This window comes from Actinacidiphila sp. bgisy160 (genome assembly GCF_057707815.1).
Genome location: NZ_JBYIQW010000012.1, coordinates 52,550 through 66,840, shown reverse-complemented (window position 1 = coordinate 66,840; position 14,291 = coordinate 52,550). Strand labels below are relative to the sequence as shown.

Genomic DNA, 14,291 nt, shown 5'->3' with positions numbered 1-14,291 from the left:
GAGGTATGCGTCTCGCACCACGCACACGCACGTACTGGTCCGCCAAGCGGAACCCCGCCCTGATAGCGGTCCCGGTGCTGCTGATCGTGGCGATCGTCATCAGCGACCTGGTGATCCCCACGGAGGGCCACCTGGGACCCCTCCTGGTGGTGGCACCGGCGCTCACCGCGTCGTTCGGCGGGCTCCGGCTCACCGCCCTCATCGGAGGGCTGGCGGTGGCAGCGGTGACCGTGGTGTCGGTGGCCGACGGGACCATCACCGCGTCGTACCGCCAGAGCGAGATCATCGCGCTCGTCCTCGTGTCGGCCTTCACCGTGCTCTTCTGCCGGCTGCGCGAACGGCACCAGGCCGAGTTGCAGCAGGTACGCTCCGTGGCGGAGGCGGCACAGCAGGTCGTCCTGCAGCCCTTGCCGAAACGCATCGGCCCGCTGCTGATCGCCTTCGACTACCAGGCCGCCGAGGACCAGGCCCGGATCGGCGGCGACCTGTACGCGGCCGTGCGCATTCCCGGCGGCACCCGGCTGCTGGTCGGGGACGTCCGCGGCAAGGGCCTGCCCGCGATCGGCGACGCCTCACTGCTGCTCGGCGCGTTCCGCAGCGTCGCCTACCGCGCCCCACCGCTGCCCGCGATGTACGCGCACCTGGAGGCCACGGTGTGCTGGAAGGAGGCGCAGGCCGGCGGTGACCGCCTGCAGGAGGACACGCCGATCGAGTCGTTCATCACCGCGATCCTGGTGGATTTCCCCGACGACCGTCCCGAGATCCGCATCCTCAACTGCGGCCATCCGCCACCCCTGCGGCTGGCCGCAGACGGCCTCGCGGCGCTCGACCCGAGCCAGCCGGCCCCGCCCATCGGCCTGGGGCTGCTGCAGCCCTCTCACCCGGGCGTGGACACCTTCCCCTTCGCGCCCGGCGACGTGCTGTTGCTGTACACCGACGGCGTCACCGAGGCCCGTGACGCCTCCGGCCGCTTCTACCCGCTCGCCGAGCGGGTCGCGTCGTGGCCGGTCCATGAGACCCCGGAGCACCTGGTGCGGCACGTGCGCGAGGACCTCCTTGCCTACTGCGGCGGACGGCTCGGCGACGACGCCGCCTTGATCACCGTACGGCGGGAGCCGGTGGGCCTCGGGCTGTCGCACGAACCGCGGGTGGTCGGCGGGCCGTCGGCGCTGTCCGGCGGGCCAAAACCCGGTCCTTCCACGAGGCTGCCGCCCTTCAGTCCCGAGCGGGAATGACGCGACCCCGCGCCCCGTCGCCCCCGTCCGGGTTCCGCCGGCGCGGCGCTGATCTACGCTGGGCCCGCCCACCTCCCGGCGGCCCCGCCGCATCGTGCCCAGGGGCCCGCCCGACCGGAAGGACGGTCCATGAACGAGCAGCATCCGATCGGCTGGGACGAGGCCGACTGGCTCAATGCCCCGCAGCGGGCCGAGACGGACGGGTCGGGGTTGCTGGTCACCACCCGCGACCGCAGCGACTTCTGGCGCACCACCGGTTACGGATTCGTCCGCGACGACGGGCACGCCCTGCTCACCGCCTTCCCGGCGGACACCTCGATGGAGGTGACCTTCCGCGCGGACTTCGACACCCTGTACGACCAGGCCGGGCTCATGATCCGCGTCGACGCGGAGAACTGGCTCAAGGCCGGTATCGAGATGTCCGACGGCGTGCCGCACCTCGGCGCGGTCGTCACCCGCGGGGTGTCCGACTGGTCGCTCGCGCCGGTGCCCGACTGGGCCGGCCACTCGGTCACCGTGCGTGCCAGCCGTTCCGGCGACGCCGTCACGATCCGCGCCCGTCGCGACGACGGCCCCTGGCGGCTGGTCCGGCTGGCGCCGCTCGCGCCGGACTCCGTCGCCAGCGCGGGGCCGTTCTGCTGCTCCCCGGAACGCGCGGGACTGCGTGTGATGTTCACCGGCCTCACGCGGGGCGCGGCCGACTCCGCGCTGCACGAAGAGCCGCAGCACTCCGGCACCGAGGGGCACTGAGGACCGGTGAGGGCACGATGGGGTTCGTGGGTGAGACCCGGCGGGTGCTGAGCGGGGGGGGAGCCCGTCGGGGACCTCACGATCGAGGAGGCCGGTTTCCCGTGGCTGTCGGGGCGGTTCACCCCCGCCCCGGCGTTCGCCCGGGTGCGGCCGCTGTTCGCGCGGGAACTCGTCCTGATGCAGGCCGCGATGACCGCGCCGAACGAGGATGACGAGCCCTGGGCGGCGTGGGAGGCGGCGTACGACGAGGTACGGCGCGCGGTCTCGCTGTCCTCGCCCACGGGGCCCGTCCCCGAGTTCCTCCTGCACATCGAGGGCGACCAGGCCTGGTTCCGGTGGGGTGACGAGCCTTCGACGACGACTCGCCGAGCGACTGACTCCCGCGCCCACGACTTCCCTGCCCCTGAGCCTGGTAGTGGCACTACCAGGCTCACTGCTTGACGTCACGCCCTGTGGGTCGGAGCGTGGGGACGTGGACAAATAGTGGCAAAGGCAACATTTCGAACATCACTCTTCGAACGTCACCCCCTGAGGGCCGCACGCACGACCCGCAGCTCGGGTGGGGCAGCGCCGCTCGCAACCGTCCGGCGCAGTGGCCTTTGAACCCGGTCCACACCCAGGAATCGACCTGGTTGGGAGAGTTGTCATGCGTATTTCCAAGTGGCCCCTCGCCGCAGTGGCAGGCCTCGCGCTCGCCCTTGGGGGTGCGGCCACATCGGCCGTCGCGGCACCGACGAGCTCACCGGCCTCAGCGGTCAGCTATGCCGAGCACGGCGGCGGTGGCGGGGGCCACGGCGGCGGCCATGGCGGCGGCGGCTACGGCGGCTACGGCGGATACGGCGGCTGGGGCGGCTACGGCGACTGGGGCGGCGGCCACGGCGGCGGCCACGGCGGCGGCTACGGCGACGGCGGCTACGGCGGCGGCTACGGCGGCGGCGGCCACGGCGGCGGCTACGGCGGCGGCGGCGGTGGCGGCGGCCACGGCGGCGGCGGTGGCGGCCACGGCGGCGGCGGTGGCGGCGGGCGGTAACACGCTCACCGGGGAACTGGTCCCCGACCGGTCCCCGGCACCCGCCGAACATCTGGCGACCGGCCACGGCAGGTCCCAGACCAGCGTCGGCGGTCGCGCACCTCATGAAGCGGAAGCAGCGCCCAAGGGATACCGGTGGGCGCGGCTTCCGCTCCTGACGTTCTCGCGCCCCCGGCACGACCCCGCGCCGCGATCGTCCTGGACGACGCCGACCTCCCGCGGACGGTGCGGGGACTGTTCGCCTCGCTCGGCGACAACGGGAGGATGTGCGCCGCGCGGACCCGCGTCCTCGCTCCGCGCCGCCGGTACGAGGAGGTCGTAGCGGCCGTCGCGGACGCCGTCGGGTCCCTGAGGGTGGGCGACCCGGCCGAGCCGGACACCTCGATCGGGCCGATGGCGGGCCACGCGCGGCAGCAGCGGTTGATGTCGTACATCGAACTCGGCATAGATGAGGGCGCCCGCCTGGTGACCGGCGGTCCCCGCGCCCCCGCCGGCCCGGAGGAGGGCTATTACGTGGCCCCGACGGTACTCGCGGACGTCGACCACCGCATGCGCATCGCCCAGGACGAGATCTCCGGCCCGGTACTCCGAGTCATCGCCCACGACGGCGACGACGACGCCGTACGGATGGCCAACGACTCGGAGTACCGGCTGTCCGGCGGCGTGTGGTCCGCCGACCCCGAACGCGCCGTCGCGCGCAGGCTGCGTACGGGCGCCGCCGTGCCCGTCAACGGGGCCGCGACGGGCCTCGACGGGACGGAGGGCCCCGACGCGTACGTCGTGCACCGGACGATCACCCGGCCCCGCTGACCGTACGACGGACCACCGGTTCACGGCACGACACAGCCGAGGAAGCCGCGCAGGTACCCGGCGACGGCGTCCAGGTGCTCTCCAGGGCGAAGTGCCCGGTACCGGGCAGGTGCACCTCGGCCTCGGGCAGGTCGCCGAGGAAGGGCCGATCCCCGGCCGGGGCGTAGAACTCGTCATGGGCGCCCCACACGTCGCGGGGTCCGGCCTCGCGGTGGAAGACCTCCCGTTCCGCGACGGCGGCGGTGAGGTGGCGGACCGGGACCATCGCTGACCTCCTGGGGGCACGATTTTCCTGTCGCATGCCATGCCGGGCACGGGGATCACGTCAGGCGCGGATTCACGCGGTTGCCGGGGTGCCGTCGGCGTGGCGGTGCCGCGCAGGTGTGCGCGAAGACGCCTCCCCGTGCCCGGTCCCAGCCCCCGCGCACGGTCGCCGATTCGGTCCCCCGGTCCGCGCGGCACCGCACCGGGGCGGGGTGGAGTGAGTAGCGGTACTCATGCCGGTGGGCCGCCCGGGCGGGACGATGGGAGCGACGAACCCCCGGGAGAAGGAGGTCGGTGACGGGCATGGGGAGATTCCTGGGCACGGTGCTGGCGTTGGCGGTGACCGCGGGGGCGCTGGCACTGGTCTACGCGGTGGGCGCGCCGCTGCCGGCGGTCCTGGGCGCGGGCGCCGGGGTGCTGTGCCTGCTGTGGCTGCTCGTCCTGCTCACGGTGCCGTGGAACGTCTACTTCCGGGCGCACGCGGTGCTGGCCGAGATCGCCGTGAGCCGGGAGAAGGGCCTGGTCATCCCGCGGGCACGGGACGACGAGGCCGCGCGGATCGCCCGGACGATGCTGCGGGTCGCGCTGGCGGGCCATCTGCTCACGGCGGCCGGGGTGGTGGCGGTGACGGTGGCGACCGGTCGTATCGCGGGATACGGGATCGCCGCGTTCTTCCTGCTGAGCACGGTCTTCCGCCCGGCGGGCGCGTGGTTCGGACAGCTGAGGAGGCGGCTGGGCACCCTGCTGATGGACGTCGCCTACCCGCGGGACGACGTCCTGGGGCTGAAGAAGCGCGTCGAGCGCACGGACAGCGGCATCACGGTCCTGGAGGAGAAGGCCGAGGAGCAGTACCGGGCCCTGGCGGAGCTGCGGCGCACGGTGGACGCGCTGGGGGCGTCGGTGTACGAGCGGGCCGAGGACGCCGACCGCCGGATCACCGCGCTGGCACGGGAGTTCGAGGCCACGGTCGACCGGCTCACGGACAACGAGGAGATCATCACGGGCCTCAAGGCCTTCCTCCGGCTGCTGCGGGCGGGCGATGCCGCCCCCGGCCGTGCCGCGGCGGACGCCTGACCGAAGCCCGGCGGCCACCCCGTACGGCCGGGTTGCCGCCCGGCGTCCGGGCTCACCCGGCCGGCGCGTCCGGGCCCGCCGCCACGGCGCTGAAGCCGGTGAGCTTGGCCGGGTTGAGCACCCACAAGAGCTGGTCGATGCCCTGCTCGGAGGCGCTGATGGACAGCAGGGCCATGGGCACGCCCGCGTGGGTGACGAGCGCCGCGGTCTGCCCGTTCGCCTCGACCCACGCCACATCCGTGTCGGGCCAGAAGCGCGGGGCGAAGGCGGTGATGACCTTCGCCACCTTGGTGCTGCCGGCCACGGGGATCTTGGCCGCGTTGCGCAAGGCGCCGCCGCTGTCGCCGTAGTTCACCACGTCCGTGGCGAGCAGCTTCTCCAGGCCGGACAGGTCGCCCGCCCTGGCCGCCGCCACGAAGGCCTCGAGGAGCCGGCGGTGCTCCGCCGTGCTCACCTGCTCGCGGCGCCCGGCGGCGATGTGCTTGCGGGCCCGGCTGACCAGCTGGCGGGAGTTCGCCTCGCTCAGGTCCAGCACGGTGGCGATCTCGTGGTACGGGTAGTCGAACGCCTCGCGCAGCACGTACGCCGCCCGCTCGGTGGGGGTGAGCCGCTCCAGCAGGAACAGGACCGCGAGCTCCACCGCCTCTGCGCGTTCGGCGCCGAGCGCGGGGTCGGCGCTCGTGTCGACCGGTTCGGGGAGCCAGGGTCCGACGTAGCCCTCGCGCCGCACTCGGGCGGACTGCGTGACGTTGATCGCCAGCCGGGTCGTCGCGGTGGTCAGGAATGCGGTCGGATTCTCCACGGCGTCGCGATCCGTGGCCTGCCATCTGAGCCAGACGTCCTGGACGATGTCCTCGGCTTCCGCAGCGCTGCCGAGCATGCGGTAGGCGATCCCGAACAATCGTGGGCGCAGGGCCGTGAACACCGCCGCGGCCTCGTCGAGCGCGCCGTCGTGTTCCGCGTCCCCTGGCTGCATCGTCGCGTTTTCCTCCACCGTCACATCCGCCCGACTGCCCCTTCCAGCCTACACAGACGGCGTTTTCCCGCGGGTCGGGGGCGCTCCGGCCGGGCCCGGTCCACGCGGTTCTCCGCGCCGTTCAGGCGCGCCGTCTCCGGTCGGCCGGCATTTCCCGCGCCGCGCGTGAATTGGCGCGGCAGGGCGCCGGACGGGCGTTCCCGCGGGGCGGGGGGAATTACGGTCGCATTCCGCTACCGGCGGCAGGGCGCACGACCCCCCAGTCAATGACCGGGCAGCGGCTCCGTTTGTGACAGCGGGATTCCTCCGGCGATCCCGGCCGGTTCCGCGCGGACCGCTCACAGATCTTCACGGGAGTTCGCACACGCGTTCCAAAAGTGCCGTGGAGCAGGGTAACGTTACGTTTCGCAGCGAGATCCGCACAGGGAGGGACGGGGCATGGAGCCCACCAGGACGACAGTGCGCCGTGGGCGCCCCCAGGGCTCGGACAACCCCGGGCCCGACGGACTGACCAACCGTCAGTCCCGCATCGTCGAGGCGATCCTGAGTTCCGTGGAGAACCGCGGCTTCCCGCCGTCGATGCGCGAGATCGGCGAGGCGGTCGGGCTGGCCAGCACGTCCTCGGTCGCCCACCAACTGGCGGTGCTGCAGCGCAAGGGCGTGCTCGAGCAGGATCCGCACCGGCCCCGCGCCTACCGCGTGCGCTGCTCCTGGCCCTCCCAGCAGGACTCCGGGCCGGACGCGGAGCCGGTCAGCGCCTCCCCGTCCGCGCGCGTGCCCGTGATCGGCCGGATCGCGGCCGGCACGCCGATCCTCGCCGAGGAGCAGGTCGACGAGGTCTTCGTGCTGCCCCGGCAGATCGTCGGAGCGGGCGAGCTGTTCGCCCTCAAGGTCGTCGGCGACTCCATGACGGGTGTGGCCATCTGCGACGGCGACTGGGTCACGGTGCGCAGCCAGGACGCGGCCGACCACGGCGACATCGTGGCCGCGATGATCGACGGCGAGGCGACCGTCAAGCGGCTCAAGCACGAGGGCGACCGGGTCTGGCTCATGCCGCACAACCCCGCCTACGACCCGATCCCCGGCGAGGAGGCGGTCATCCTCGGCAAGGTGGTCGCCGTGCTCCGGCGCCTGTAGGGACCGGGCGCCACCGTCCCGCTCAGTCCGCCGTCCCGGGCAGCACCGACCGGATCCCGCCCAGCAGATGGGCCCGGAACGACGCGTCGTGGTAGGCCTGCGCGGAGTGCCCCAGCGCCGTGTAGAAGACGGGCCCTCCGCCGTACTCGTGGCACCAGACCAGCGGGTGGTCCGCACCCATCGAACCGCCCGTGTACGAGGACTCGTCGGCGCAGGCCAGGACCCGCACCCCGGGACGGGGCTGCGGTCGAAGGCGTACCACTCGTCGGTGACCTGCCACGCCGCGCCCAGGTGCGCGGTGGCCGGATGGGCGGGGTCCTCGACCAGGACCGTACCCGCCTGCAGAGGCGGATGCCCCGCGAAGCGCGCGCCCAGCAGCTCCCCGTAGTAGCGCCAGTCGTACTCCGTGCAGGCGGCGGCGTGCACGCCCATGAACCCGGCGCCGTCCGCGTGGTGTGCCGCGAGGGCGGCCCGGCCCGCGTCCCGCAGCACCTCCCCGCTGGTGGAGAGGAACACCACAGCGTCGTAGGGACGCAGCCCGGCCCCCTCGAAGTCCTCCGGCCGTTCGGTGGCGTCCACCCGGAAGCCGTGCGCGGCCCCCAGCTCGGTAAGGGCCCTGACGCCGTCCGGGATCGAGTCGTGCCGGTAGGCGGTGGTGCGGGTGTAGACGAGCACACGGGGGTCGCGGCGGGACAATCGGCTCTCCCAGGACGGTGACGGCGGCGGCGGACGGCGCCCACCAGTCTCCCCGGCGCCGCCCGGACGTCAACGGCGGCCCGGGGACAGCTCCGGTCAGTGCCCGATGCTGTCGATCAGCTCACGGGCACCCTGCCGCAGCAGGGCCACGGCGACCGACGTCCCGAGGGTGGCGGGGTCCAGGGGTCCGGCCCATTCGTGGGCGTCCAGGACGGTCTTGCCGTCCGGGGAGAAGACCCGGGCGCGGAGCGAGAGGCGGCCGTCGCGTTCGGCGTGGGCGTAGCCGGCGATGGGGCTGTTGCAGTGGCCCTGCAGGACGTGCAGGAACATCCGCTCGGCCGTGGTCTCCCGGTGGGCGTCCGGGTCGCCGAGGTCGCTCACGACGTCGATCGTCTCGGTGTCGCCCTCCCGGCACTGCAGGGCGAGGACGCCCGCGCCGATCGGCGGGATCATCGTCTCGACCGGCAGCACCTCGCTGATCACGTCGGTCCTGCCGATGCGCTCGAGCCCCGACATGGCCAGGAGCAGCGCGTCCGCGTCGCCCGCCGCGAGCTTCTCCAGGCGGCGGTTGGCGTTGCCGCGCATGGGGACGCAGGTGAGGTGCGGGTACGACGCCATGATCTGCGCGATCCGGCGCACCGAGGAGGTGCCGATGCGCGTGCCGGGCGGGAGCCGGTCGAGGGAGAGGCCACCGGGGTGCACCAGGGCGTCGCGGATGTCGTCCCGCTTGAGGAAGGCGGCGAAGACCGTCCCTGCGGGCAGCGGCCGGTCGGCGGGGACGTCCTTCACACAGTGGACGGCCAGGTCGGCCCGGCCCTCCAGCAGCGCGGCGTCGACCTCCTTGGTGAAGGCGCCCTTGCCGCCCAACCGGGCCAGGTCGCCCATCCAGCGGTCACCGGAGGTGGTGACGGGCACGACCTCCGTCCGGATTCCCGGGTGGAGCGCCGCCAACTCAGCGCGGACGCGCTCGACCTGGGCCAGTGCCATCGGGGAGGAGCGGGAGACGATGCGGATCAGCTCGGGGACTGCCATGCGCCCACGGTACGGCGTCCGGCCGGCGTCCCGTGCAACAGCCCCAACCCCACGCGCGGGAGCGGCGGCGCGGCTAACGTGTCCCGCGGCGCCCACCGGTCGGGCGCCGGCGCGGGGACGTGCCGCCACAGGAACGGGCGACGGGGTAAGCGCACCATGACGCAGGAACGGCCCTCGCCCACCGCGGTGTCCCCCGAACCGGCGACGCCCGCCGCCATCACCGCGGTGCCCGTGCGCCGCTTCCCGGCGCCTCCACTGCGGCACCGCCGTCCGCTGTACGTCCTGGCCGTGCTCGCGCTCCTGGCGCAGATGGCGTTCGCCATGGTCACGACGGCCGTCCAGCAGACGCCCACCATCGACGAGCCGGTGTACGTGGGCACCGCGACGGTCTATCTGCGCGAGCACAGCCTGCGCTTCAACCCCGAGCACCCGCCGCTCGGCAAGCTGGTCATCGCCAGTGGTCTGGTGTTCGCCCACCCACGCCTCGACCCTGACTTCGAGGGTGACCAGACGGAACTCGGCCGCAGCGTGCTGTACGAGTCGGGCAACGACCCCTGGCGCCTGATGCCGGCGGCCCGGCTGCCCGTGATCGCGCTGACGCTGCTGTTCGGGCTGGTGGTGCTCGCGTTCGCGCGCGATCTCACCGGGCCCGCCGGGGGGTTGCTCGCGCTCGCCCTGTACGCGTTCTCCCCGGACGTCATCGCGCACGGCTCGCTCGCCACCCTGGACGTCCCGGCGGCCGGTTTCCTGCTGACCTCGGTGTGGGCCCTGTGGCGGGCCCGGAAACGTCCCCGGAGGTATCTGCCGCTCGCCGGTGCGGCGCTGGGCGCGGCGGTCGCCACGCGGATGAGTACGCTCCCAGCGGTGCCGGTCCTGCTGCTCCTGGCCGCGCTGTCGGTGTGGCACGGGGGTGGGCGGGGTGCACAGCGGCCCGGTACCGCCCGGTCGCTGCGGCGTGCCGCGGTCGCGGCGGGCGGGGTCGGGCTCGTCGCCGTCGCGGTGGTGTGGGCGGCCTACCTCGTCGTCGACCCGCGGCTGCGCTGGACGGCGCCTGACACCCTGCCGGCCCTGCACGGCCTGCGGGGGCTGGTCGTGGACGCGCTGCCGCTCCCCCGGGCGTACCGCGACGGGATGGCGGTCCAGTTCGGCTTCGAGAACGCGACCTTCGACGGCTTTCTCTTCGGCCGGCACTACCACGGGGCGCTCTGGTACTACCTGCCCGCCGCGGTGCTGGTGAAGACCCCGCTGGGCACGCTGGCCCTGTGGCTCGCCAGCACCGCGGCCCTGCTCGCCCTCCCCCGGCTGCGCGCGGCCGCCCCGTACCTGCTCGTCCCCGCGGCCGTGCTGACGGCCGCCGCCATGACCGGCTCGCGGGACTTCGGGGTCCGCTACGTGGTCTTCCTGCCGATGTTCGGGGCGGTCGCGGCGGCCTGCGTCGCCGCTCTGCGCAGGCGGTGGGCGGACGTGGGAGCGGCGGCGCTCGTCGCCTTCGTCGCCGTCAGTTCACTGCGGACCTTCCCGTACTACCTGCAGTACTCCAACGAGGCCTTCGGCGGCACGTCGAAGACCCATCTGCGCCTGCACGACTCCAACGTCGACTGGGGCCAGGACCTGGGCCGCCTCGCCGACCGGCTCCGCGAACGCTACCCCGGCGAGCGGGTCTGGCTGGTCTACAAGGGCAGCGGCGTGCCCGCCCACTACGGCATCCGCTCCGCCGACCCGCGCAAGGTCCCCGCGGACCGGGTCCACGGGCTGCTGGTGGTGTCGGACTCGTCGGTCGCCAAGGCGGAGGGCCGGCTGGCGGAGCTCATCGCCGGCAGCGAGCCGATCGACGAGGTGGGGCACTCCATCACGATCTACCGTCGCGGCTGACGCCCGCGCCGCCCCGTCGGAGGGGCGGCGCCGGGCCCGGCGATGGACAGGGCTTGCCGGTGTGGTCGGTCACGACAGGATCTCGACGTACCCGTCGGTTCCGTGCACACGGATCCGCTGCCCGTCCCGGATCAGCCCGGTGGCCCGCTCCACGCCCACGACGGCCGGCAATCCGTACTCCCGCGCGATCACCGCGCCATGGGTCATCAGGCCGCCCACCTCCGTCACCAGGCCCGCGATTCCGACGAACAGCGGCGACCAGCTGGGGTCGGTGAAGGGCGTGACCAGAATGTCGCCCGCTTCGAGATCCGCCTCCGCCATGTCAAGGACGACGCGGGCCCTTCCCTCCACGGTCCCGGCGGACACCGGTACGCCGATCAGCGCGCCGGCCAGTACGCCGTCGCGCCGGTACGCCCCGGTCAAGGCCTCGCCATCCGATGTGAGCACCCGGGGCGGTGTCAGCGCGTGATACGTCCGGAATGCGTCCTTGCGCTCCTGGATGAGCCGGCCGTCCACCCGGTGCGAGCGCACGACGTCGTGGAGTTCGCGGAACGTGAGGTAGAAGATGTCCTCCTTGTCGGGAAGCACGCCGGCCTGCACGAGGCGCCCGGCCTCCTCCAGCAGGGCCTGCTTGTAGACGAAGTAGCGGCTGACGATGCCGTACTTCGGGTACTCGCGGTACCCGATGAAGGCTCTGACCCGGTCGATCATCCGCTTGGCCTCGCCGGCCTTCCGGTCCCCGTCCGGCAGGGCCCGCAGGCGTGACAGCACGTCCCGTTCCTTCTGCCGCGCCTTCTGCCGCCCCTGCTCGAAGCGCCGCTCGGCGGCGCCCGGCCCGAAGTTCCTGACGTTGTCGAGGATCACGGGCACGAGCGTCGTGGGGCGCTCGCGCCAGCGTGGCCTCGTGATGTCGATCTCGCCGACGCAGCGCATGCCGTACCGGTCGAGGTAGGCCTCGATGGCGTCGCGCGCCTCGGTCCCGCCCGGCAGCTTCGCCAGTTCGTCCAGGAAGCCCTCGTCCTCGCCGACGCCCTGCAGGAACGCCACCACCTCCGGCCGCGGACGGATCACGTCCGCGACGTCGAGCAGCGCCAGCCCCATCTCCGACGTGACGTTGCCGGGGGCGGACAGCGTGAGCGTGTCGGCAGCGTTCTTCTCGCCCAGCCACTCCTCCAGCTTGTCGTTGAGCCACCACGTGGCCTGCATCCCCGCCGTGATGGCCTGGATGTTCAGCGGATCACCGAGGACCCGTTTGTGCTCCTCGAAGGCCTCCAGCAGGAAGTCGAACAGCGCCGGTCCGGTCTTCGTCCGGATGTCGCGCTCCAGGGCGGCGACGGACGCCCGGCTGCGCTCGACCAGCTCGGTGACGATGGCCGGATCGGTCGCGAGCGGAGCGGGCGGGCCGCCCGCCGGCGGCCCGCCGGGACCCGCGTCCGGGAGCGACGGGACGAAATCCCCGCGGTCGAGGACGGTCTCCAGGGCGTTCCTGATCAGCGGATCCCCCTTCCCCATGGCGTCCAGGAGGGCGGCGCGGCTCGCGGGCGAGGCCAGGCGCCGGGTGACATCGACGAACAGCCTCCCGCCTGCCTCGTGCATCGGCACCATGGCCGTCAGTTGCCACATGGAGAAGCCCAGGGGCTTCAAGGGGTCGGTCATCATCTGACCGTGACCGACGGAGACGTAGACGTGGTTCTCCTGGTCACCGCTCTCGGGGACGGGGAACAGCGTTGTGACCGGCCGGCTCTGAAGGATCCGGAAGTCGTCGCCGACCAGGCACCATTCGATGTCCTGCGGGCGGCCGAAGTGCGCTTCGATCCGCCGTCCCAGCCCCACGAGCCGCACGACCTGCGCATCGGTCAGCGCCGGCTGGCGCTGCCGCTGCGCGTCGATGGCCACTTCCCGCGTCCCGCCGCCCGGCAGGGCGTGAACGGTCCGCTTCTTGGCCGCGATCGACTTGGTGACGATTTCGCCGTGGCGCACCGTGAAGACGTCCGGGTTCACCAGGCCGGAGACCAGGGCCTCGCCGAGGCCGAAGCCGGCGTCCACGGTGGCGGTCTTCCGGTTGCCCGTGACGGGGTCGGCCGTGAACAGGATGCCGGCCGCGTGCGGGAAGGCCATCTGCTGCACGACCACGGCCATGTGGACCGTACGGTGATCGATGCCGTTCCGCCGCCGGTAGGTGACGGCCCGCTCGCTGAACAGCGAGGCCCAGCACCGGCTGACGTGCCGGAGGATCGCCGCCGTACCGACGACGTTCAGGTACGTGTCCTGCTGCCCGGCGAAGGACGCCGTCGGCAGGTCCTCCGCCGTCGCGCTGGAGCGGACGGCGTAGGCGGCCCGCTCGCCGAACCGGCCGAGCGCGCGGGTGATCGCCGCCGCGAGATCGTCCGGGATGGCGATCCCCTCGACGGTCCGGCGAATCCGCGCGCTGAGCGTGCGGATCGCCTCCCGGTCGTCCGGGTCCAGGCGCGACAACTCATCGAGCCGGTCGCCGATCGACGGCGCTTGCGCCATGATCCGCCGGAAGGCGTCCGTCGTCACACAGAAGCCGGCCGGTACGCGGACGCCCTCGATCCGCGACAGCGCGCCCAGGTGCGCTCCCTTGCCGCCGACGACCGGCCCCCGCGTCTCGTCGACCTCCTGGAGATCCAGCACGTACGGCCCGGTCATCGCGACACCTCCGGGGCAGCCGTGCTCCCTCGCACCGCGGCGGCGGATCGGATCGCCGGCGCCGCCGGCCCGGCCGGGCCTCCTGTCGAGCCTGGTTCGGAGTCACCGCTTCCCCCGCACACCGACAACAACACACGCACGTCATACCCTCGTTTCCGCAGGTTGTGGCATCGGCCGACGATTGTGCGCCGTGACCCGGGCCTTGCCGCAAGCCCCCTGGTGCGCTATAGCTTGGTAGTGGCAGGGAGAGCGATCTCCCTGCCTTTGTCGTGTCACCCGGCCGGCGTGAGCACCAGGGGCGGCGAGGGCGGCCCGGGGTCGGCTTCGTGCCGGGGATGTCGAAGACCACGAACCGGTCGCCCGAGGTGCGGGGCTCGCGGGACCGCCGGGGAAGAGTCTCGCGGTAGTGCGCGACGAGCCGCTCCTCCGCCGAGAAGGCGAGCGCCGTGCCGAACAGCCCACCGTCCGGGCCGCGTCGTGCCTGGGCGGCGCCCCGCTCGGGCAAGCGTCACGGGAGGGGGCCGGGGCACGGTGCACCTGCCATGGCCGTCGGCCTCGGCCAGCGCGCCCCCGGGGAGCGGCTGCCCGCCGCCGGGGAGATCGCCACGGCGCTGGACGTCGGGGAGGTCACCGCGCGCAGGAACGGCTCGTCGCCGACGACGTACTGAGCCACGTCATGCGCGGACCGGACCCGGAGGAGGCGGTGCTGCAGCGGCAGCAGCGGTGGGCGTGGGCCGCCGGACCG

Annotated in this window: 11 protein-coding genes and 2 pseudogenes; 8 read left to right on the top strand and 5 right to left on the bottom strand. The window is 73.3% G+C overall.

The window, feature by feature from the left end; all coding sequences use genetic code 11:
* Nucleotides 1–5: 5 nt before the first annotated feature.
* From AC3EUJ_RS13115 to AC3EUJ_RS13100, 4 genes and pseudogenes are all read left to right on the top strand, one after another.
* Entirely contained in the window at nt 6–1,235 is a 1,230-nt protein-coding gene (locus AC3EUJ_RS13115) for a PP2C family protein-serine/threonine phosphatase (protein WP_431961304.1), read from the top strand.
* 129 nt (nt 1,236–1,364) lie between these two features.
* The gene (locus AC3EUJ_RS13110; protein ID WP_431961303.1) at nt 1,365–1,985 is read left to right on the top strand and encodes a DUF1349 domain-containing protein; all 621 of its coding nucleotides are present in this window, start codon (nt 1,365–1,367) and stop codon (nt 1,983–1,985) included.
* A 646-nt stretch (nt 1,986–2,631) separates the two neighbouring features.
* The gene (locus tag AC3EUJ_RS13105; RefSeq protein ID WP_431961302.1) at nt 2,632–3,015 is read left to right on the top strand and encodes a hypothetical protein; all 384 of its coding nucleotides are present in this window, start codon (nt 2,632–2,634) and stop codon (nt 3,013–3,015) included.
* A gap of 186 nt (nt 3,016–3,201) precedes the next feature.
* A pseudogene (locus AC3EUJ_RS13100) lies at nt 3,202–3,825 on the top strand (aldehyde dehydrogenase family protein); the annotation flags it as partial.
* Here AC3EUJ_RS13100 and AC3EUJ_RS13095 read toward each other — a convergent pair.
* Complete coding sequence (locus AC3EUJ_RS13095; protein ID WP_431961301.1) at nt 3,809–4,090, bottom strand: hypothetical protein; 282 nt, start codon at nt 4,088–4,090, stop codon at nt 3,809–3,811. The pseudogene AC3EUJ_RS13100 and the gene AC3EUJ_RS13095 overlap by 17 nt on opposite strands.
* A gap of 302 nt (nt 4,091–4,392) precedes the next feature.
* On the opposite strand from AC3EUJ_RS13095, the gene AC3EUJ_RS13090 reads away from it, so the two are divergent.
* Entirely contained in the window at nt 4,393–5,163 is a 771-nt protein-coding gene (locus AC3EUJ_RS13090) for a hypothetical protein (RefSeq protein ID WP_431961300.1), read from the top strand.
* Between the two features lie 52 nt (nt 5,164–5,215).
* Here the strand turns inward: AC3EUJ_RS13090 and AC3EUJ_RS13085 are convergent, their stop codons facing one another.
* Nucleotides 5,216–6,139, bottom strand: coding sequence for an RNA polymerase sigma-70 factor (locus AC3EUJ_RS13085; RefSeq protein ID WP_431961299.1), 924 nt, complete (start codon nt 6,137–6,139; stop codon nt 5,216–5,218).
* A gap of 438 nt (nt 6,140–6,577) precedes the next feature.
* On the opposite strand from AC3EUJ_RS13085, the gene lexA reads away from it, so the two are divergent.
* Nucleotides 6,578–7,276: a transcriptional repressor LexA gene (gene lexA / locus AC3EUJ_RS13080; protein ID WP_431961298.1), complete on the top strand. Its 699-nt coding sequence runs from the start codon at nt 6,578–6,580 to the stop codon at nt 7,274–7,276.
* 22 nt (nt 7,277–7,298) lie between these two features.
* Here the strand turns inward: lexA and AC3EUJ_RS13075 are convergent.
* Nucleotides 7,299–7,972 (bottom strand): annotated as a pseudogene (locus AC3EUJ_RS13075) (ThuA domain-containing protein).
* Nucleotides 7,973–8,068: 96 nt separating this feature from the next.
* Nucleotides 8,069–9,004: a hydroxymethylbilane synthase gene (hemC, locus tag AC3EUJ_RS13070; protein WP_431961297.1), complete on the bottom strand. Its 936-nt coding sequence runs from the start codon at nt 9,002–9,004 to the stop codon at nt 8,069–8,071.
* 156 nt (nt 9,005–9,160) lie between these two features.
* Between hemC and AC3EUJ_RS13065 the strand changes: the two genes are divergently transcribed.
* On the top strand, nt 9,161–10,876 hold the full coding sequence (locus AC3EUJ_RS13065) for an ArnT family glycosyltransferase (protein WP_431961296.1): 1,716 nt from the start codon (nt 9,161–9,163) through the stop codon (nt 10,874–10,876).
* 69 nt (nt 10,877–10,945) lie between these two features.
* Here AC3EUJ_RS13065 and rph read toward each other — a convergent pair whose 3' ends face one another.
* Nucleotides 10,946–13,546 (bottom strand): rifamycin-inactivating phosphotransferase, encoded by a 2,601-nt coding sequence (rph, locus tag AC3EUJ_RS13060; protein WP_431961295.1) that lies wholly within the window; start codon nt 13,544–13,546, stop codon nt 10,946–10,948.
* Nucleotides 13,547–14,088: 542 nt separating this feature from the next.
* Between rph and AC3EUJ_RS13055 the strand changes: the two genes are divergently transcribed.
* The gene (locus tag AC3EUJ_RS13055; protein WP_431961294.1) at nt 14,089–14,214 is read left to right on the top strand and encodes a hypothetical protein; all 126 of its coding nucleotides are present in this window, start codon (nt 14,089–14,091) and stop codon (nt 14,212–14,214) included.
* Nucleotides 14,215–14,291: the final 77 nt, after the last annotated feature.

What these genes read in the sequence shown, in the direction of transcription:
- AC3EUJ_RS13105 (WP_431961302.1), top strand. Translation starts at nt 2,632, where the DNA reads ATGCGTATTTCCAAGTGGCCCCTCGCCGCAGTGGCAGGCCTCGCGCTC.
- rph (WP_431961295.1), bottom strand. Translation starts at nt 13,546, where the DNA reads ATGACCGGGCCGTACGTGCTGGATCTCCAGGAGGTCGACGAGACGCGG.
- AC3EUJ_RS13115 (WP_431961304.1), top strand. Translation starts at nt 6, where the DNA reads ATGCGTCTCGCACCACGCACACGCACGTACTGGTCCGCCAAGCGGAAC.
- AC3EUJ_RS13055 (WP_431961294.1), top strand. Translation starts at nt 14,089, where the DNA reads ATGGCCGTCGGCCTCGGCCAGCGCGCCCCCGGGGAGCGGCTGCCCGCC.
- AC3EUJ_RS13110 (WP_431961303.1), top strand. Translation starts at nt 1,365, where the DNA reads ATGAACGAGCAGCATCCGATCGGCTGGGACGAGGCCGACTGGCTCAAT.
- AC3EUJ_RS13090 (WP_431961300.1), top strand. Translation starts at nt 4,393, where the DNA reads ATGGGGAGATTCCTGGGCACGGTGCTGGCGTTGGCGGTGACCGCGGGG.
- hemC (WP_431961297.1), bottom strand. Translation starts at nt 9,004, where the DNA reads ATGGCAGTCCCCGAGCTGATCCGCATCGTCTCCCGCTCCTCCCCGATG.
- AC3EUJ_RS13095 (WP_431961301.1), bottom strand. Translation starts at nt 4,090, where the DNA reads ATGGTCCCGGTCCGCCACCTCACCGCCGCCGTCGCGGAACGGGAGGTC.
- lexA (WP_431961298.1), top strand. Translation starts at nt 6,578, where the DNA reads ATGGAGCCCACCAGGACGACAGTGCGCCGTGGGCGCCCCCAGGGCTCG.
- AC3EUJ_RS13085 (WP_431961299.1), bottom strand. Translation starts at nt 6,139, where the DNA reads ATGCAGCCAGGGGACGCGGAACACGACGGCGCGCTCGACGAGGCCGCG.
- AC3EUJ_RS13065 (WP_431961296.1), top strand. Translation starts at nt 9,161, where the DNA reads ATGACGCAGGAACGGCCCTCGCCCACCGCGGTGTCCCCCGAACCGGCG.